The sequence below is a fragment of the Dyadobacter sp. CECT 9275 genome (assembly GCF_907164905.1).
GTDB classification, from domain to species: Bacteria; Bacteroidota; Bacteroidia; order Cytophagales; family Spirosomataceae; genus Dyadobacter; species Dyadobacter helix.
Genome location: NZ_CAJRAF010000001.1, coordinates 206635 through 226767 on the forward strand (window position 1 = coordinate 206635; position 20133 = coordinate 226767).

The 20133-nt window shown below is 46.9% G+C and carries 16 protein-coding genes; 7 read left to right on the forward strand and 9 right to left on the reverse strand.

The window, feature by feature from the left end; translation table 11 throughout:
- Positions 1-22 precede the first annotated feature (22 nt).
- Positions 23-2500, reverse strand: coding sequence for a TonB-dependent receptor (locus KOE27_RS00750; RefSeq protein WP_215236970.1), 2478 nt, complete (start codon positions 2498-2500; stop codon positions 23-25).
- Between the two features lie 312 nt (positions 2501-2812).
- On the opposite strand from KOE27_RS00750, the gene KOE27_RS00755 reads away from it, so the two are divergent.
- Positions 2813-3460 carry a 3-keto-disaccharide hydrolase gene (locus tag KOE27_RS00755; protein ID WP_229252575.1) on the forward strand — a complete coding sequence of 216 codons (648 nt, stop codon included), beginning with the start codon at positions 2813-2815 and terminating at the stop codon, positions 3458-3460.
- Positions 3461-3580: 120 nt separating this feature from the next.
- On the forward strand, positions 3581-6712 hold the full coding sequence (locus KOE27_RS00760; protein ID WP_215236972.1) for a DUF7133 domain-containing protein: 3132 nt from the start codon (positions 3581-3583) through the stop codon (positions 6710-6712).
- Between the two features lie 15 nt (positions 6713-6727).
- On the opposite strand, the gene KOE27_RS00765 is transcribed toward KOE27_RS00760, so the two are convergent.
- Complete coding sequence (locus KOE27_RS00765; RefSeq protein WP_215236973.1) at positions 6728-7552, reverse strand: sugar phosphate isomerase/epimerase family protein; 825 nt, start codon at positions 7550-7552, stop codon at positions 6728-6730.
- Between the two features lie 145 nt (positions 7553-7697).
- Entirely contained in the window at positions 7698-8126 is a 429-nt protein-coding gene (locus tag KOE27_RS00770) for an META domain-containing protein (RefSeq protein WP_215236974.1), read from the reverse strand.
- Positions 8127-8445: 319 nt separating this feature from the next.
- Here KOE27_RS00770 and KOE27_RS00775 point away from each other — a divergent pair, with 319 nt between their 5' ends.
- A complete protein-coding gene (locus tag KOE27_RS00775) occupies positions 8446-9306 on the forward strand; it encodes an AraC family transcriptional regulator (protein ID WP_215236975.1) in 861 nt (286 codons plus the stop codon).
- A gap of 4 nt (positions 9307-9310) precedes the next feature.
- Here KOE27_RS00775 and KOE27_RS00780 read toward each other — a convergent pair whose 3' ends face one another.
- The 5 genes from KOE27_RS00780 to uxuA form a co-directional block, all read right to left on the reverse strand.
- Entirely contained in the window at positions 9311-10981 is a 1671-nt protein-coding gene (locus KOE27_RS00780; RefSeq protein ID WP_215236976.1) for an N-acyl-D-amino-acid deacylase family protein, read from the reverse strand.
- Positions 10982-11228: 247 nt separating this feature from the next.
- Positions 11229-12665 carry a Gfo/Idh/MocA family protein gene (locus tag KOE27_RS00785; RefSeq protein ID WP_215236977.1) on the reverse strand — a complete coding sequence of 479 codons (1437 nt, stop codon included), beginning with the start codon at positions 12663-12665 and terminating at the stop codon, positions 11229-11231.
- Between the two features lie 90 nt (positions 12666-12755).
- The gene (locus KOE27_RS00790; RefSeq protein WP_215236978.1) at positions 12756-13586 is read right to left on the reverse strand and encodes a ThuA domain-containing protein; all 831 of its coding nucleotides are present in this window, start codon (positions 13584-13586) and stop codon (positions 12756-12758) included.
- Positions 13587-13632: 46 nt separating this feature from the next.
- A complete protein-coding gene (locus tag KOE27_RS00795) occupies positions 13633-14439 on the reverse strand; it encodes an SDR family NAD(P)-dependent oxidoreductase (protein ID WP_215236979.1) in 807 nt (268 codons plus the stop codon).
- Positions 14440-14467: 28 nt separating this feature from the next.
- Complete coding sequence (uxuA, locus tag KOE27_RS00800; protein ID WP_215236980.1) at positions 14468-15670, reverse strand: mannonate dehydratase; 1203 nt, start codon at positions 15668-15670, stop codon at positions 14468-14470.
- 281 nt (positions 15671-15951) lie between these two features.
- On the opposite strand from uxuA, the gene KOE27_RS00805 reads away from it, so the two are divergent.
- The 4 genes from KOE27_RS00805 (at position 15952) to KOE27_RS29815 (ending at position 18755) form a co-directional block, all read left to right on the forward strand.
- Positions 15952-16977, forward strand: a complete 1026-nt coding sequence (locus KOE27_RS00805; RefSeq protein WP_215236981.1) for a LacI family DNA-binding transcriptional regulator — start codon at positions 15952-15954, stop codon at positions 16975-16977.
- Positions 16978-16981: 4 nt separating this feature from the next.
- Positions 16982-18076 carry an SGNH/GDSL hydrolase family protein gene (locus tag KOE27_RS00810; protein ID WP_215236982.1) on the forward strand — a complete coding sequence of 365 codons (1095 nt, stop codon included), beginning with the start codon at positions 16982-16984 and terminating at the stop codon, positions 18074-18076.
- 113 nt (positions 18077-18189) lie between these two features.
- Positions 18190-18444 (forward strand): Uma2 family endonuclease, encoded by a 255-nt coding sequence (locus KOE27_RS29810; protein ID WP_255573609.1) that lies wholly within the window; start codon positions 18190-18192, stop codon positions 18442-18444.
- Between the two features lie 59 nt (positions 18445-18503).
- Positions 18504-18755, forward strand: a complete 252-nt coding sequence (locus KOE27_RS29815; RefSeq protein WP_255573610.1) for a PDDEXK family nuclease — start codon at positions 18504-18506, stop codon at positions 18753-18755.
- Between the two features lie 41 nt (positions 18756-18796).
- On the opposite strand, the gene KOE27_RS00820 is transcribed toward KOE27_RS29815, so the two are convergent.
- A complete protein-coding gene (locus KOE27_RS00820; RefSeq protein ID WP_229252576.1) occupies positions 18797-20107 on the reverse strand; it encodes a DUF3748 domain-containing protein in 1311 nt (436 codons plus the stop codon).
- Positions 20108-20133: the final 26 nt, after the last annotated feature.

Here is a 20133-nt window from a genome sequence, read left to right on the forward strand (position 1 = left end):
GATTATGGTTTACGTGTAAAAGCTAGAAAGTATAGGATATGGTGGCCATAAAGTTTCTTGGAGCCCCGGGGAACAACCTCAGGTAGTCGTATCCGCCAACCCAATGTGTTTTATTGGCTAAATTGTTCAGGTTCACCTGCACCTGGAATTTGTCAATTTTATAGTAAACCGCCCCGTTGAGCAGCGCGTAGCCGGGCAATGTCTGGGTATTATTCAAAGAGAGGTTCCTGGTGGTAACAAAGTTTCCGCCCAGCGCTATGCCCAAGCCTTTAAGAGCTTCCGCGGTGAAAGTGTACTTGGTCCAGATGCTTCCCTGGCTTTTAGGAGCATTGGGCTTTTGCTTGTTTACCAGTACCTGGTCAGTAGCTTTGGTACCTGCATCTGTAATTTTTGCATCGTTATAGCTGTAAGTCAGGATGAGACTCCAATTTGAGAGGATGTTTCCTGTTACATCAAACTCCACCCCTTTTGCCTTTTCTCTGCCTATCTGCTGCATCAGGTTCGGGTTGTCCACAGCGTTGGCCGAGTAGAGCGTGTTGGTTTGTTCAATCTGGTAAGCTGATAAATTTGCAGTAAGCCTGCCGTCGAACCATTCTGTTTTAAGGCCTGCTTCACCAAGGCTGCTGCGTATCGGATCAAAAGGGCCGCCGGAAAGCGGATCACTCTGCACTGTTGCGTCCTGCGGATTATACCCTTTTGTATAAGTTCCGTAAATATTAATATGATTGGAGAGGGAATATACGGCTCCGATGCGGGGCAGCAAGGCGTGCTGTGTAACATTGGTTTCGGTATTGGTAGTATATCCTTTTTTATCTACATAAGTATCCAGGCGAAGTCCGAGCAGAATTTGCAGGCGATTGATTTTCAGTTGCTCCTGCAGGTATAAGCCATGAAGTTTATAAAATACGGGTGTAGTAGCTGCGTTTGCCGTCACATTGAAGATATACTTGGAAGGATCTTCCATGTTATTATTTTGGAGGGTAAGGTCATAATGAGGAATGTTCGGCTTTGGGATACTGTATGTTACGCCGTTTTCTGTATAATTATAAAACTGATACCTTTCAGGCGTTTTTGCATTGTAGGCAGCGGCTCCTCCGCTTTTCAGCAGGTATCCGTTAGCGGTTTGCTGTCCTGAGCCTTTGGGCGTGAATGACTGAATGTAGTCATAACCAGCTACCAGCTTGTGTTCCGCTATTCCGGTGTTAAAATTATGATTAAAAAAGAGGGATACATTATCCATAAATGACTTGGTCTTGCGTATAAACACTTGCCGGGCCACCAGATTCTCTAAAGCTTTCCCGGCAGAATCCACCGCATTTACATTACTGCTGCGGTGCTCCAGCAGATCCTCCGAATAACCTGTGCGAAGATAAGCAATGTTGAAAGAGGTATGCTGGGTAAACTGATGGTTCAGCGAAGTGGTAATGAGGTAGGTCTCTTCATTCAGATAATCATTTACTGCATTAAGTGAAGTACTGATTGAGCTCGAATAAAGGTCATTTCCTTTTACCGACTGCCCGCGGTCGAGGCGGCTGTTAGACCGGTTGTATACTAGGTCAAAGTTAATTCGGGTTTTTTCGGTGGGCAGGAAGGATACTGACGGTGCTACGATGATATTTTTATCAAATTGCAGATTCCGGAAACCCTGCGCATTTACATAGCCCAGATTGAGCCGGTACAGAAGTGTTTTACTTTCATTCATGGGACCGGTGAAATCAGCGAGAGTCCGCAGGGTATTAAAGCTTCCTGTGGTAAAAGTCAGTGATTTTTGCGCGGTTGTCAACGGTTTTTTGGTAACCCGGTTAATGGTTCCTCCCGGTGAAGTATTTCCATAAAGTGCTGATGCCGCTCCCTTAATGACCTCAACTCTTTCCAGGTAATTTACAGGCGGCTGTTTCCAAAAACCTGAAAAGGTACGCAGGCCGTTCACAAGCTGTGTGGTGCTTCCCCCGTTCATCCTGAAACCACGTATGGTAAGGTCGTCATAAAAGGTGAATTGATTGACGCCGCTCATGTTTTTAACAGCATCACCCATCAGGAAAGTACCCTGGTCGCGCATTACTTCTTTGGTAATGTAGCTGATCGCCTGCGGTACATCTTTAATGGGTGTTGCCGTTTTGCTGGCAATGAATGACAGGTCATTTTTATAGGTGGTTTCTTTACGGCCGGTAATTTCTACTGTCTGCAGTTCCTGAACACCCTCGGTGCTGGTCAGTTCCAGGGTAACGGTCTCTCCGTCTTGCAGAGAAATTTTCTTTTCAATCTGTTTAATGCCAATTCCTGTGCCCAGTAAATGGTAGGTGCCAGCGGGCAGGGCACTGAATTCAAAATCGCCATTGGCCGAAGTCAGGGTACCTTTGCCAGTACCTTTCAGAATGATGTTGACAGATTCTTCTGCGGCTCCGGAAGCATTGACAACACGTCCGGAAATGCGCCCGGTCTGGGCATATAGTTTTGTAAAAGATAGCAGGAGTATGACCAGAGATAGATATATTTTCATCGTTTTTAAACTAAATGGGTACTGTAACGGGTGCAAATGTATAGCTATTTAGACTAATACCAAATAATTCAGACCGAACAGCCACACTTATCTGTATTAAAATGAAAATGGATTGGTATCGTTAAATTATTTTTTGAAATATGAATAGAATCGAATATCTCCAGATTCTGAAACTATTCTGAGGTGTTCTGTTTTCTGCTACCTCGGCCGTGTATCTCAGTAGATTTCCCTGCTTTCCTTTTTTATATGGTCAAAGGATTTTAAGTAAACAAATATGAAATGAAAATATCCGGGTTAAGAAAAAAAAGGTACTTGAGACGGTTTTTCAGCGGGGCAGTGCTGGTCGTTGCATGGAGTATGATCGTTACTGATCTTTCCGCTCAGTCCACTGTGAAGGTTACTTCTCTTTTCGACGGAAAAACCCTGGCCGGATGGAAAACGGTCAATCCGGCGGACGAAAAATTATGGTATGTTAAGGACAGTACAATCATGAGCGGGGATGGGGTTAACAAGATTCCTGCCAATACGTACCTGTATACCACCAAGTCGTATTCGGATTTTGAATTCAGATGTCTGTTTAAATTATCAGGAGATGCCAGTACCGGCCTTATCAACAGCGGAATTCAGTACCGCTCTGTTGTGGAAGGAGATAAGATGGTAGGTTACCAGGCGGACATTGGTACGGGCTACTGGGGAGATATCTACGATGAACACCGCAGAGGAAAACTGGTGGGGGGCGACCTGACAACGCTTAGCCATGTACTGAAAGAAAATGGCTGGAACAGTTACATTATCCGTTGCCGGGGTAACCGCCACGAGCTTTATATCAATGGTGTGAAAACCTGCGATTATACCGAAACCGACCCTAAAATACCCAAAAAAGGGGTGATTGCGGTTCAGATACACAGTGGTGGCGTTGCCCAGGTGGCGTTTCGAGATCTTGTGATTACGGAATTTTAGTAAGGTCTGACCTGGAGTTCAGTCCACGGTAAGGCATTTGCAGCATGTCATCACTGATTGAACAACAGCCATATTGAAGTACCCTTTCTCTTAAAGTGTGAAATCCAATTTTTTTCAGATATGAAGGCCATCCAATTCCTTGCAGTACTGTTTTTTGCCGGTTTGTTTGTGACACCGGTTGTTGCCCAGGAAAATAAAAGTCAGTCCGTTCGTACAAAAGTAAACACACCGGAACAGGAGCAGGCCGGTTTCAAACTCGCAGAGGGCTTTGTGATTGAACTTGTTGCCAGTGAAAAAGATAGTGTTGTCAATCCCATTGATCTCACTTTTGATGACGCAGGCCGGCTCTGGACACAAACAGCCCGGATGTACCCGCTGGACCCCGTGGCTGATATTGAATGGGACGATTTGTTAAGGCTCATGGATGATCAGGAAGCCCAGAAAAAGCATCCCAGTTTCCAGCGTATCCTTTCTCTTTATCAGGGCAAAACGAAGGGGAAAGATAAAATTCTGATACTATCGGATCTTTATGGCGACGAGCAGGTGAAGACAACTGTCTGGGCTGATGGGCTCACAATCCCCATGAGTATTTTGCCCTATAAAAACGGAGCGTATGTAGCGCAGGGTTCAGAGCTTTTTTTTCTGAATGATCACAACAAAGACGGAAAGGCGGATCAGCGTACACCATTGTTTACCGGCTTTGGCTTTACAGATACCCATACCATGGCCCATGTGCTGGTGAGAGCGCCTGGAGGATGGATCAATTTCAGCCACGGAGCGCTTAACAAGGGAGAAGTTTCTTCTCTTAAAAGCAACGTAAAACTAAAAATCGATTACAGTAAAATCGCGCGTTTTTCACTGGATGGCAGCAAACTGGAACTGGTGAACAACGGACTGAACAATATATGGGGATTTCAGCTGCGTGGTAACGGACAATGGTATGGCTCCGAAGCCAATGATCTGGGATACTCCGTGACGCCAATGGAGCCAGGGTCGGGATTCCCGGGAATCGGAAATGAACATCTGAGGCCATATCAGCCCTTTGTGCCTGCTCTGCACGACTTCCGTGTGGGCGGCACCGGTATATCAGGAACCGCCTTTGCTGATGATGCTGCAAGATCTTTTCCAAAGGAATACAAGGATGTAGCGTTTCTGGCCAACCCGATAACCAGTACCATCAACGCCGTCAGAATTGTGCGTAATGCAGACGGAACGGTAAGGGCACAGCATTTGCCAGACCTGCTGACTTCTGAGGATGACTGGTTCAGGCCGGTTAATATGGAATTTGGCCCGGATGGCTGTTTATACATCGCAGATTGGTATAATAAAATTGTTTCTCATAACGAGCTGCCGACTACCCATCCCGACCGGGATAAGACTCACGGGCGTATCTGGCGTATCCGGCATGTTAGTCAGAAACCACGCGAAATTCCGAATTTTTATGAAATGGGAACCCAGGAGCTGGCAGGCCATCTCAAGTCTCCCTCCCTTTGGGAAAAACGGGCCGTATGGCACCAGATCACTGATCGCCCGCTCTCGGAAACCAAAAGGCTTGCTCCTGAAATTACAGCCTTTGCAGCCGACGAATCCCTGGATGAGCTGACGCGGATTCATGCCTTGTGGTGCCTGGAGGGTATGGGTCATTATGATGAACAACTGATGACGTCACTTCTGAAATCATCGTCGCCGGATCTGAAACGGGAGGCGATTCGTTCACTGACGAGCTTTTCATTAAGTCCTTCACAGTTATCTGCAAAGGTGAAAGACCTGATCGAGGATGGTAATCCGCAAATCCGTTCACAGGTGATCCGGACATTAACCGAGGCGGCGGCAATAGACCCAAGCGGCATTGAAGTACTGTTGAAGGCCTGCAAGCCGGAACTGCCAGGCAACGAAATGGGCGGATCCTACGAAAGAAGATTTGAACGATACCTTGCACGCAAAGCGCTGGAACAGTATCCTTCTGAACTTCTGGCCTATATCAATGCGCCCAACGCGGGGAATATTCCTGTTGATCATATTTTATGGGCTATACAAGCTTTGCCCGCTGCACAGAAGGAAATGACGTTTCTGCAATTCTGGCCCAAGTCCGGTATCACCAAACTGGACGAGTCTACTTTTGTAGGAATCGCTAAAATGCTTGGTAATAAGGATATATATGAAATGGTGAAACCTGTTGTTCAGGATCCTGGTAACGCTTCCGTCTATTTGAATTTTGCTTTGCAAAATCAATCGGAAGTTCAGTCGCCAGAGCTTGCGGACATCCTGCTTCCTGCTGTGATTTCGCTCATGAAAAGCGGCGTTCAGGCTGATGTTGACCTGGCACTGGATGCCGTCGGACGCTTTAACATGGAAAAGGGAAGAGAGGCGGTCATCGCGTTAATTAACGATGAAACACCCGACAAAACCTTCAAACTTGCTTTGCGGGCCCTGGAAATTAACCCGAAGGCAAATCAGGCCATATTTGCAAAGGCAGTTGAGAATAAAGATCTGAGCTTTGATATCCGTGCAGAATCACTTAACAGCCTGGCAAAAGCAGACCCCGCAATGGCTCAAAAGGCCCTGGAAAAATGGATTCCTGGCCTTGATATGACGGAGAAGGCTGATCTCACCCGGATTCTTTCGGAGTCAGGAGAAGGTTCCAGATTACTGTTAAACATGTATAGCAAAAAATTACTCACCCATCAGGCTTTTGATCTGTCGGCTGCTGAACGTATATCCGACTCGAACAGAAAGGATCCCCGCGGACGGGAAATGATGGCCGTGGTTAAAAAACGCGAGGAGGAAAAGAAAAAGGCTTTCAAGTGGAAGCTCAGCAGATATATGACCATTGCACAGAAAAATGCTGGAAATCCGGAGAACGGCAGGCTACTGTTTCAGACCTGTCTGGCTTGTCACCAGGTAGGAGGTAATGGGCAAACGATTGCACCAGCACTGGACGGTTCTGCCTCCCGTGAAAATGAAGCACTTCTTACCGCTATCCTTGATCCGGATGCGGCTGTTGAATCCGGGTATTCGGTATACAGGATCACCAAAAAGGATGGCAGCAGCGTGGAGGGGTATCTGGTCAATAAGGATGCCCGGGGCAGCACCCTGGCTTTTATGGGTGGCGGGAAAATGTTCATAGAAGCCGGAGCTATCAAAAGTCAGGGATTTTTGGGAGGCCGTTCGTTTATGTTAAAAGGGCTGATCGATAACTATTCCGACAAGCAGGTGGCCGATTTGCTTTCCTATATCAAGACTTTAAAATAACCCCGGCTTAGGCTGTTAAATGTTTGATTTTATAAAATTGAGTCCGTCGCGCATCAGCTGCTCTTCGGACTCAAACATTTTACGCCATATATTAGCTACCGGAAGTTTCGGACTGAAAGCTTCTATACTCAGCCAGCCATCGTACCTGATATCCCTGATCGCCTCAAAAACGCCCTCCCAATTCACATTTCCTTTTCCTGGAGTGGAGCGGTCATTTTCGGATAGCTGTATAAATGAGATACGGTCACCTGCTTTGCGAATGGTATCCCCTATGTTTTTCTCTTCGATGTTGGCATGAAAAGTATCAAACATGACCCGGCAGCTTGGATGATTTACCTCGTCTACGAACCGAATGAGCTCGTCGCCGCAGCTGGTCAGATATAACTCAAAACGGTTGAGATATTCCAGTCCGAGGGTAATATCCAGGGATTCGGCATAATCTGCCAGCTCGCGGATACCTTCAATACCGAATTGCCATTCCTCGTCTGTAGCCGGCTGGCCTGTGAAAACTCCTAAGGCAGAATGGAATGGCCCCATTAGTTTGGTAGCACCCAGGACGAGAGAGCAATCGAGGCAATTTTTAAGGTGGTCAATCGTAGCGCGACGCATTTTTGGATCGCGGCTGATCAGGTGGTGCTCTGGACCGCAAATGGTGTCTGTTTCGCATTCCAGCCCTATTTCATCCAGCTTCTGTCGAAATTTGAACCAGTGTTCAGGATTTGTATTGAAGATGGGTACCTCCACACCATCGAACCCTATTTTTTTGATCAGTTCCAGGGTGGGGAAAAGGCTGTCATCGATCTTGTCTCCCCATAACAGGAGATTCATACTATATTTCATTCCATTCCGGTTTTTTAGAATACAATTTTACACCAATAAAGTACCAATAACTTTACGGCATTTGATTAGTTATGAATGTATTTTGATCGCCAAAATGTTTATTGGAAAGGAATAGGGTTAAAAAAAGATATTTAATGCTCCTGCTTCATTTTGCCCGGCTAAAAACCAGGCGGCTGTTGTTACTGGAAATGAGGGTTAATCGGTTGCTTTTGAGATCGTACAAATTAATATCCGGCAATGCATGAAGGAAAAGATTCCCCCAGTCGGTTTCTTCCCGTTCGGTTCCCCCGCCACCGAGTTGTATGGTATTATCCTGGGCGGTTTCATAAAAGCCGGTCAGGAAATTATTGGAGGATGTAGCTTCAAGTTCACCCTTGTCTTTGAAGGTAAGGCTCACCTCCATAGGCGCATGATAAGGTTCCGGTTTTTTAATGGTATCGTTTTCCTGGATAATATAATCCAGTTTCCATTTTCCCGCAAGTTCAAGATCACTTTGAATAGCTGTTTCCTTCCGGCAGGCGGTGCCCCAGAAGATCAGCAGCAGGTACACCAGCCAAAATTTCAAGTTTTTCATAACGATGCGTGTTTGCCCTTATTTAAATGAAGAAACCTCATAACGTCCGAACGTTGGAAAGGCTTGCTTAAATTGATTTTTTTCATTGTATCTTTTTAAAAGGCATCAGTCTGACGACCTTTTAAAAAGATACCTTAAGGGAAAACACTGATACGGAAAGAATGGTTTGATGGTGGAATAAATAGAATCTTAAACAGCTTTTCTGCATCATGGAATTCTCCCGCAAAGGAAATTTTATATCAAAATGATTAAGATTGACTATATATTGACTTTTATTTGGGTATTGTTTCAAATTTAAGTCAAAATGAAGGTGTAAGGTATGAAGGCGCCGATTCATAAAAATATTGAAAGCCAGGTAAGGACAATAACGGTTCATGAACTTAAAGAGCCGCATTTTGATGCGAACTGGCATTTTCACCCGCACTACCAGTTGTTCACGGTGATGGAAGGAACTGGGAAGCGTTTCATCGGAGATTCCATCCACACTTTTGAGCCGGGAGATACTGTTTTTCTGGGTCCCGACGTCCCACACCTCTGGAGAAGTGATGCGGTCTATTTTGAGGGAAATGCCGCGTTTTCCACCCATGGCATTGTGCTCTATTTTCAGGAAGATTTTCTGGGAAAGGATTTTCTGGAAAAGCCGGAAATGCTGGCGCTCCGGCAATTGCTGATCGACTCAAAAAGAGGGATCGTTTATAAGGGAGAGGTGAGGGAGCATATCAGGCAAGAGCTACAAGGGCTGCTGCATACGGAAGGTTTTAAGAGTATTCTCAGGCTGCTGGCCCTGCTGGACCGCCTGGCGCACGAGCAGGAGGGAACACCGATTGCGAGTTACGGATATGTGAATACCTACAAGATTTCCGAAACCGAAAGAATGCAGAAAGTGCACAATTATGTACTGCAGCATTTTGCTCAGGAAATAAGGCTGAGTGATGTTGCCTCTCTGGCCGGAATGAGTGAAGCAGCATTTTGTCGTTACTTCAAGGCACGCTCGAACAAGACCTTCATCGACTTTGTCAACGAGATACGCATCGGACACGCTTGCAAATTATTGCTGGAGGACCAGTGGACCATTGCCCAGATAGCCTATGACAGTGGTTTTGATTCTTTGTCAAATTTCAACAGGAATTTTAAAAAGTACATCGGGCATACCCCGAGAGAGTATAAGGGGAATTACTGACGTCCTACTTTCCGGTATATCCCGGCCCTTTCACAAATCTTCCGGGTTTTGCATTGGTGTGTTCACCGTTTTTGAGCACTGCCACACCGTTTATATAAACGTCGGAAACTCCCGTTGCGAATTGCTGAGGCTTGTCGTAAGTGGCATGATCCCGTACCTGAGCCGGATCAAAAATTACAATATCCGCGTAGTGGCCCACTTTGATTTCTCCCCGTTTACGAAGTTTCAGGTTGGTGGCCGGTAATTTAGCCAGTTTATAAATAGCTGTTTCCAGGGGGAACAGATTTTCGTCCCTCGAGTAATGGCCGAGTACCCTTATGAAATTTCCGTAGGCCCTGGGATGAGGCTGTGATTTTAGAAAAACGCCCTCAGGAGAATAACTCGCGGCATCCGAGCCAAAACTAACCCATGGCAATGCCAGTTGTTTTTTTACATTGTCTTCATTCATCATAAAAAATGCAACGCCAACCCGGGTGCTATCCTGTACGATCAGGTCCATGGCGGTTTCTTCCGGAGATTTTCCTCTGATCCGGGCAACTTCAGCGAGGGTTTTTCCAATGTATTTTTTTAAGGAATCCTTGGCGAAACCGAGCAGCAGTACTTTTTCCGGTGATCCGGCGGCATAGTACAGGTTTTCCCATTCGGCGGGATTACTGTTCATGGCTTTTTTCATTTCAGAACGGATCGCCGGGTCCTGGAGCCGCTGCCACAATTTTCCGAAACCTCCATCCTGCAGTGTAGGAGGAAAGGCGGCTGTGAGGCCCGTAGCGCCCGCCAGGTAGGTATACATATCTGCGGAAATGTGCAATCCCTGAGCCCTTGCCTTTCCAATCCGGCGGATCACACGGTCCATTTTATGCCAGTTATCTTTTCCGGCTGCTTTGAGGTGATAAATTTCTGCCGGGATATTCGCTTCCCGGGCAATGGTGAGCAACTCTTCAACGGCCTGGTCCAGCTTGTTACCCTCACTGCGCATATGGGAAATATACATACCACCGTGTTTCGAAGCTTCTTTACACAAGGCAATCAACTCCTGCGTGTTCGCGAAAAAATCGGGAGGATAAATCAGGGATGAACCCACCCCCATGGCTCCTTCTTCCATGGCCTGTTTCACAAGCCGCTGCATGCTATCCAGTTCGGCTTGAGTTGCGGCCCGGTTATCTTCACCAACAACATAAGTACGCAACGTACCGGCCCCCACAAATGAGGCAATGTTGCAGCTTGTACCTCTTTTCTCCATCAACTGAAGGTATTCGCCCAGTGTGTTCCAGGTTACGGGGTATCTGATGTCCCCCTGTCCCAGCAGCATTGCGTTTTTCATTTTCGCGTTAATGGGGCCCATACTGGAACCTTCGCCAAATACTTCCAAGGTTACACCTTGCCTTATGTCGCTCTGGCTCCGGCCATCCTGAATCAGGGATTCGTCTGCCCAGCTAAGCATATTGATAAAGCCTGGTGCTACGGCATTGCCTTTTGCATCCTGTTCATTGTTGGCCTCTGCATTTTTAAGATCGCCAATGTAGGCAATGGTATCTCCGTTAATTCCGATGTCGGCAGCGTAGGGTTTTCCGCCGTTTCCGTCATAGATGGTTCCGTTGCGGATGATGGTGTCGTATTTGGTTTTAGAGCAGGAGAGAGCGGAAATGCCCAGGAACAAAAGCAATATATGTTTCATGACGGAGTAATGATTGTAATCATTCGTAGCCGGGAAAGGAGTAACGAAGCCGGATTGCAGCAATTTATGATTTTTACCGTTCCATTCCCGTTTTTGATCCTCACAGTTTTTTCAAATGGATCCTTAATGATCTGAAAAATCGTTATTTCACCAATTTCCTGCGAATTTTATTTAAACTAAAAAAGAACCTCTGCGGCCGCCCGCAAAGGTTCTTTTTTTAGCGAAAGAGTATATCCCTGCTGCTGAATCAGCCCTTGACTTTTGTGGTTCCGTAAGGGCCTCGCTGAGGCCGGGATAAAGTTGCACTGGCTTCCTTGTCGCCTATGAAGTCCTCCTTTTTAGGATCCCATTTCAGTTTTCTTCCCAGTTTCATGGCCGTATGTGCCAAAAGACAAGCCGTGCACGATCGCTGGGCAATTTCTGCGTGGCTGATGGTTTGTTTTCCACTCTGAATACTTTCAATCCAGTTTTGGTGCTGTTCGGGGCTGGCATAAAGGTGAATTTCGTTTTCGCCGATAACAGAACCCAGGATTTTCGGATCACTCGCGTAAAATGCCTTATTCTCTTTGGCTGCCGCAGCCGCACCCGGGTCTGATGCCGTTACGCCTACATTCCCGCGTGAAACGAAAATCCATCCTTCGGTTCCCTCAAACTTCACACCGTTTGGATTGGTACCTCCTATTTCCATTTCTACACCATTGGCATATCGGGCATTCACCAAAAAGTCACCGTGGACATCCCATAGCCCCGAACCCGCAGCGGGGAATGTTGCCTTGCCTTCAATTTCAATGGGCCCGGTAAGTTCTGTATCCATTCCCCAGTGGGCGATGTCAATATGGTGTGAGCCCCAGCCGGTGATCATACCTGCCCCAAACTGTTCCAAACGTAACCATCCCGGACGCTCATTGAGCATGTCGGTTTGGGAGTGAACGCGGTCCAGGGTATAGTAAACTTCGGGAGTGGAGCCCAGCCACATATCATAATTAAGATTAGACGGAACCGGCATAGGCGCAGGGTTACCGCCGGAAGGGTCGCCCGGGAGCCCGACATATACCTTTTTCAGTTTCCCTATCCTGCCGTTTCTGACAAGCTCACAAGTCCGTTTGAACTGCGGCCAGGGATTCATGGAACGCTGCTGGCTTCCCAGCTGGAAAATGACTTTTTTCTTAATGATCATATTGGCCATCTGCCTGCCTTCCCGGATAGTCAGGGAAGTGGGTTTTTGCATATAAATATGCTTGCCCGCAACTGCGGCTTCCATAGCAGGTTGTGCATGCCAGTGGTCGGGCGTACTGATGATGACCGCGTCGATATCTTTTCTTGCCAGAATCTCGTGGTAGTCGTCGTATGTTTTTACTTCCAGATATTTGTCTTTCCCGGTGCGTTCTGCATATTTTTTCTCGATCCATACCTTCCCCTGTGCCAGACGGTTTTTGTCCAGGTCGGCCACTGCGATCACGTGCGCGGCTTCGTTTTTGATGACTTCCGGCAAATCGTGCGAAGACCCGATCCTTCCGAATCCGATCTGCCCGATATTGATTTTGTTACTCGGGGCATTCTTGCCAAAAACACTCGCCGGAACAATAGCCGGGAACATGGACGCCGCCAGGATACCTGCTGTACCGGTGGCGGCAGTTTTCAGAAATGATCTTCTGTCCTGGTTAATTTCTTCAGTAGGATGCATGAGATTCAGGATTAATTAGTTAATACTTGGTTCGGGCCACGGGCAGAGGCTGGCAATACCCGTGTTCAAAATAGGGGTCCTTTCAGATTATTACTTACGCACTTCATCATGCGGACTGGTGGCATAGGCCTTGCTGTAATTCCTGGCTTTTTGCGGACCAATGGCCCATTCGATACTGCCAAGAATATGTTTTTTCAGATCATCCTTAAAATAATCTTCTTTTTCATGACCCAGTGAAGTATAAAAAGCCCGGCCGCCGTCATATTCATGCCACCACACCGACGGAAATACGGTACCGAAGGTATCCAGTGCCTTGCCACCCGGCTTCTGGATCGTTGTGTGATCGTTAACTGCCAGTACATTTAAATTAACGCCCAGCTCTTTGATAAAATAAAATTCGTCTTTCGTTCTTACCCATTGTGCTGGCAAGTGTGCCAGGGAAGGATTTTTTGCATCCAGTATTTTTACCGTAAATCCTTGCCCTGGCTCATGCCAGAAAAACGTTCCGCCGAGCATATCTTTAAACCAACGCCATTTTCGCTCGGTACCCGAAGCAGAATGGAGCCCTACAAAATTTCCGCCAGCCTGTATATACCGCATCAATGCCACTCTTTGGGCGTCGGTATCAAACACGTCGTTGTTGGTATTGGAAAAAACCAGCGCATCATACTGTTTCAGGTTTTCGTCTGTGAAAGTGGCCGGATCATTGCTGACATCCACCTTAAAACCGTGCTGCTTGCCAAGTTCCTGAATGGCCGTTACGGAATTGGCGATATTATCATGCACATATCCACTTCCGTTTTTTGTATACACAAGAATTTTAACCTTATTCCATTTGATCTTTTGGGCATAGGACTGTGCTGTCACCGCCAAGGAAAGTAGCAGCAAAAGGTATTTGAAGAGTTTAAAAGATTTTGTCATGTTCGGAACAGGAAGAATATGAATGCTTTATTGGTCGTACTTAAATTTAAAACCCGATGGAATTTCCGCCATCCACAGGCAGTGATACACCGGTAATGAATTTTGCAGCAGGAGAGGCAAGAAACACCGCAGCCCAGCCAATATCGTCGGGTTTCCCCCAGGTACCCATGGGAGTCCGGTCCATGGCCTTGTCTCTTCTGGACGGGTCACCGTTCATGGCGGTGAGCATCATGGGTGTTTCAATGAAACCTGGTGCAACAGCATTTACCCGGACATTGTAAGGCGAAAATTCCGTCGTTAGCGCTTTCACCATGCCCGTGATTGCAGATTTGGAGGCAGTGTAAGCTACTACGCGGTCAATGCCGTACAACGCAGCCATGGAGGTGATCATGATGATGGAGCCACTTTTACGTGCGGTCATTTTCTTGCCGCATTCCCGGGTGATGGAAAAAACGGCATGCAGGTTGGTCTGTACGATCCGGTCAAAATCCTCATCTGTGACCTCCACGGCATGTTTTTTCATATTTACACCTGCATTGTTCACCAGAATATCAATGGCACCGAATTGTGTTTCGATATCCTCCACGAGTCCTGGGATAGTGCCGAGCTGCGTGATGTCGTTTACAACGTAACCTGTCCGTGGGCCGAGTGCTTTTACAGCTTCCTGTAAAACCGCCTCCCGGCGGCCGGTAATGACCACCCTTGCACCGGCCTGTACCATGGACTGTGCTATATAAAATCCAATGCCACTGCCTCCTCCCGTAATGAGTGCGAGCTTTCCTGCCAGAGAAAAGGGTGTGAGATCGGGTGTTGGGTTTTGATAAGATAAATTTTCTTTTGTGGAAATATTCATTGGGGTAAATTACTTAATCTTATTGATTTTAAAATGTACTCATTTCCCGTTTCAGAGCCAGTTCGAGGCCCCTTAGTTCGGCAAGTGCTTTCAGTCGGCCAATGGCCGAATAGCCAGGATAGGTTCTTTTTTGCAAATCGTCCAGCATCTGAAAGCCATGGTCGGGGCGCATGGGAAGCATTGTTTCCGGATATCCTTTTTCCTTTCTTCGTTTTTCTTCCGCCAATAGTTCTTTTATAACTTCATACATATCCACATCTCCTTTCAGATGTGGCGCTTCATGAAAATTCAGTGGATTTTCTTCTCTTTTTGTTGTCCTTAAATGCACGAAATGAATACGGTCCGCAAACTTCCGGACCATCTCCGGCAGATCATTGTCTGCCCTTACACCCAGTGAACCCGTGCAGAAAGTAATCCCGTTTGCCCGTACGGGAGAGGCACTCATCAGTTGCTGCAGATCGTCGCTGGTGCTCACCACGCGCGGCAGGCCGAGCAGAGATTTAGGAGGGTCATCCGGATGTATACAAAGGTTGATACCCAGCTCCTGAGCCAGTGGGGCAATTTCCGAAATGAAATAGTAGAGGTTCTCCCTGAGTTTCTGATCATTGATGTGGGCATACTCGTCCAGCAGGCTCTGGAAGATGGAAAGGCCGTAGGCTTCTTCCGAACCCGGTAAACCCAATAGCACGGTATTGGTGAGATGCTGTATATCCTGCCCCGACATACCTTTAAATTTCGTATGGGCCGCCAGCCTGACCTGCGGGTCATAATCATTTTCCGCACCAGGCCTCTGAAGAATAAAAAGATCAAAGATGGCAAAATCCTCCCATACAAAACGAAGCGTTGTGGAGCCGTCGGCGAGGGGATAGTGCAACGCAGTTCTGGACCAGTCCAGTACCGGCATAAAATTGTAACAGACTGTTTTGATACCACACAGGGCCAGGTTCCTGAGCGATTCCCTGTAGTTACGGATGTAAGTTTCCCTGGAAGGCAGCCCCTTTTTTATATGTTCATGCACCGGAAGGCTCTCCACTACCAGCCAGTGCAGTGGCGTGTAGTTTTCATTTCCGGCTTCAATGAGCGCTTTTCTTTCACGAATGGCTTCCACACTCCAGATGTCGCCGACGGGTATCTGGTGAAGCGCACTAACCACACCCGTGCAGCCTGCCTGCCGGATATCCATCAGGGATACCGGATCATTGGGGCCGAACCAGCGCATTGTATGGATCATTGTAATTCAGTTGATTGTGAAACAGAACTTCCTTATAAAGACGTGATTCCTTGTGCTTTATCCTTACAGAAATTACTGCCGAGATTTCAATATTTCTCTACCGGGCTGAGAATCAGGTATAAATATCTAAACAAAAAGTTGTATTGCAACCGATTGCAACCTTAAAATATGCCCGTACTCTTATCTGTCAAAGTCATATCTTTGCAAGATACCCTGAACGGTAAGATAAATACAATCACTAACAAAGCAATTCAGCCTGCTCTGGCCGGCCATCATACGCTATGGAGAAGGAGGTAACCATTTATGATATTGCCCGGATCATGAGCCTTTCAGCAGCTACCGTCAGCCGTGCACTTAATAATCATCCTGCCATTAATATCAAAACCAGGAATGCCGTCACTGCAAAGGCGAATGAACTGGGATACCGTTCCAATACCTTTGCGAGTAGTCTCCGGAGAAAAAGTACAAAGGCACTTGGTGTTATTGTACCAAGGCTCAACAGTCATTTTATGTCGTCGGTACTGGCCGGGATGGAGACCGTTGCCAATAAGGCGGGCTACAACCTGCTGATCAGCCAGTCGCTGGAATCGGTACATCATGAAAAGGGTAATACCCGTGCCATGTACAACAGCCGAGTGGATGGATTGATGGTTTCGGTGGCGTATGATACCGAAACGTTTGAGCATTTTGATAATTTTCTGAAAAAAGGGGTGCCTGTTTTGTTCTTCGACCGTACTATTGAAGTACCGGGGTTTCCGGGGATTGTGATAGATAATGAAAAGGGAGGCTATGATGCAACGATGCACCTGATATCGCAGGGTTGCAGAAAGATTATGCACGTGGCCGGTAATCTTGCCAGAAATGTGTACCGGGGGCGCTATGACGGATACCGGAAAGCCCTGGCGGAAAAAGGGCTGGAATTTGCTGAATCTTTACTGATTATCAACGACCTTAGTCCGGAATCGGGAGGTGCGGTTGCTGATTATATTGATAAAATGGAAAATAAGCCGGACGGCATTTTTCTGGCCAATGATATCTGCGCCATTGGTTGCATGAAGGCGTTAAAACAGAAGAGTTTTGCCATTCCCGGAGATATTGCTATCGCAGGGTTTAACAATGACCCCGTATCCGAGGTAATTGAACCGAACCTGACTACCATCAACTACCCCGGAAGGCAGATGGGTGAGTGGGCCGTAAGCGCGATGATCAGCCATTTGAATGGTTCAAAACCCTTTGATGCAACCCAAACCATGGTGCTCCGGTCAGAGCTTTTGATCCGGGATCCCTCTTTAAGAAACCAAATCTGAAAAAATGAAATCGTTTGTTGCTGCATTTTTAATATTGTTGTCGCTGCCTGGGTTTGCGCAGCAGGAAAACTGGCTGGATCTTGCCATGAGACCATTCTGGAAGGGGAAAACCATGTATAACGAATCGGTGATGATGATTTCAAAGGATGGAGCACCGGCCGAAGCAAAGTTGTTGTTCAAACCCAAAAAGATTATTTCGGTAAAAAACTCGGCGCTTAACATCGAATACAAGCGTGGCGTAGACTGGGAATACCGGAATGGCAGGATATGCCTTTTGCCTGGTTCAGGTGCGGTGTCTCTGTCAGAAAAGGAAATGTTTCCGGATACTACCTCTCTTAAAACTTTTCCAAGAAAAGGCGGAGGCAAACTCCTTTTCAGGGAAGGTACGTTTTTCCACGATCATCAGCTGGCTGTGACTTACACCCACCGGAAAAACGCATGGAAGGGACTTGTTTACACGCAGAACAAGGATGCGCTGCCCATATCCATTGGAAAGCTGCAGAAAAAAGAGGCGCTGCATCTCCTGCTTTATGGTGACAGTATCTCTGAGGGATACAATGCGAGCGGCAAATTTGGTGTAGAGCCAAACCTGCCCGACTGGGGTATGCTGGTTGCCGAAACCTTGCGCCGCCAGTATAGGACATCCGTTACTTTTACCAATACGGCCGTTGCCGGACAGGATTCAAAATGGGGTAAAAACAATGCACAGAAACTTGTAACAGATCACCAACCCGATCTGGTTATGATTGCCTTCGGGATGAATGACGGTACGGGCAAAATGTCACCTGAGAAATTCGGAGAGAATATCAGCGCTATTATTGCCAATGTGAGAGCAGAAAATCCAAAGGCTGAGTTCATTCTGGTATCCACAACATTGCCTAATCCTGAGTCGACGTTTTTGGGAACACAGCTGACATTTGGAGATGTGCTGAAAAAAATGGCTGGCGAAGGTATTGCCTATGTGGATATGACCACGGTACATGCAGAATTGCTGAAACATAAAGACTATCCCGACATGACAGGAAATAATATCAATCATCCCAACGATTTTCTGATGCGCTGGTATGCCCAGCAGGTTGCGGGTTTGCTGCTCCCTTGATCATAGACTTTGATTTTCAGTTGGTTTGGTTTGTTAAATCATAGTTTAATCCTTACTTCCTCATCTTTAGGATTTAAACGGAAATTATTATTTTTGACTAAAAGCGGATGATTATGGAAGCTATCGTCGAAAAACTTTATACTCTGGAAGAATACTTTTCCTTCAGTGAATCGCATGAAGGACGATTTGAATTTGTAAACGGAGAAATAGTTGAGATGTCGGGAGAATCAGTTACTGCTAATCAGATTGCGGGAAATATTTCTTACTACCTGCGCGGATATCTGGAGGAACAGCCATATATCTTCGTACAGAATGCGGTAAAATTGCAGGTTGAGGCAGGTAAAATTTTCCGGATCCCCGATTTTTAATATTCAGGGAAAGTGGCAATAAACTTAAGTACGCCACGGAGCCAATCTTGATTGTCGAAGTGATTTCAAAAATTACTGAAAAAACGGACCGCATTACTAAGTTAAACGAATACCGACTTTTGCCATCCCTGCAGTATTATCTTGTGGCAGAACAGGAAAGCTGTTTTGTGGGGGTATACACAAGGGAAGGGGACCGCTGGTATGTCGAGTTTTACGAAAAACCTGAAGACAAAATTCCCCTTCCTTTTTTCGGCCTGGAATTACCGCTCGCTTCTATATATCGAAAAATAGATTTTCAGCCTGAGCACTGAATTTGTTTGATTCCATGGGGATGTACTGTGAGTCAGGAACGTTACTTAATCGTAACCTTCTTCACAAATACCTGCTGAGATCCCCCCTGCGCATCTTCTCCTTTAACCAGTTTGTTAAAGGCAATGGTCTTTCCGTCCGGTGACCATACCATGTTTGTGGGAGCAGGAGTTGAAGGTGCCGTTAGTACCTGTACCCGCTTTTCAAAAGGTTCGTCTCCCAACGCGCAAATCTGAATACTGCCTTTGTGGATGTAACTGACGTGCTGTCCATCAGGATGCCAGCGTATGCTCCCGCTAACGTTAGAATCGTGTTCAGTCAGTTGCCGTGGCGTACCGCCAAAAGGCGAAATCAGGAATATCTGTTGGATACCTTTTTCATCTTTGGCCAGGTAGGAGAGCAATTTTCCGTCCGGGGAAGACCGTACAATGCCTGCACAGCCCGGGTGGCCGGATTTGGCGGTGAAGGTCAGCCGACGCTGAACCGTACCTTTTGGGGGCATCGGAAACTCAGTGGCTGTACCTTCCAGCGGACCGTATGGGCCTGGTTGGGTGATATCGTCCGGAATGTCAACCACATATACTTCCAGTACCGTTTCTCCTTTTTCATTTCTGGTGGCACCCAGGAATGCACGTGCCATTTGCCAGCTTCCATCGGGTTTCTGATAGCCTTTTTTTCCCACCCAGCTATCACTGGCTGCCTGGCTGATGTCATCACTTCCCGGGGCAGGTTCGGGGACTACCCGAACCACCAATGCACTGAACCATTCACCTGAAATGTTCTCACCGTTTTCATCCACCTTAACAGCCTTCACATTTTTGGAAACACCCATCGTCCTTAAATTTCTTTTGACGCCGGTTGAATCTTCCAGGGCCTTCAGAATTGCATCATTGTAGGTATACCCGATCCACTGGCCGTCCCCGCTGTATTCGTGACGGTGCGTCCCGCCGCGCAGCGCACCGGGCGTAAAAGGAAAAGTCACGTCGCGGGCGTCCATATAGATAGGTGTACCTGGGTTGTCATCCTTCACGATCACACCCGTGCGGCGCCATTGCTGGTATGGATTTTCCTTAGAGCTGTTCAGTAAACCATGTATAAAAACCACGGAATTTTCGACCGGGCTGTAACTCACAGCCCCGGCGCCGGGGCCCCAGACGTTATTGTCCTTATGCGCATACAAAACTTCTATCGCACCGGTTTCAATATTCACTCGCTCTATTTTTGCCGATTCAGCAATCCCGCCGTCATCCGTACGGGTATCATACACAAGCCAGCGGCCATCCGGGGAAAAGTTATCATTATTGTCCAGGTCGTGATGGTAGCTCAGGTCATGGGTAAGCTGTTTTTCCTCCATATCAGATGTGGATTGGCAAGAACTCA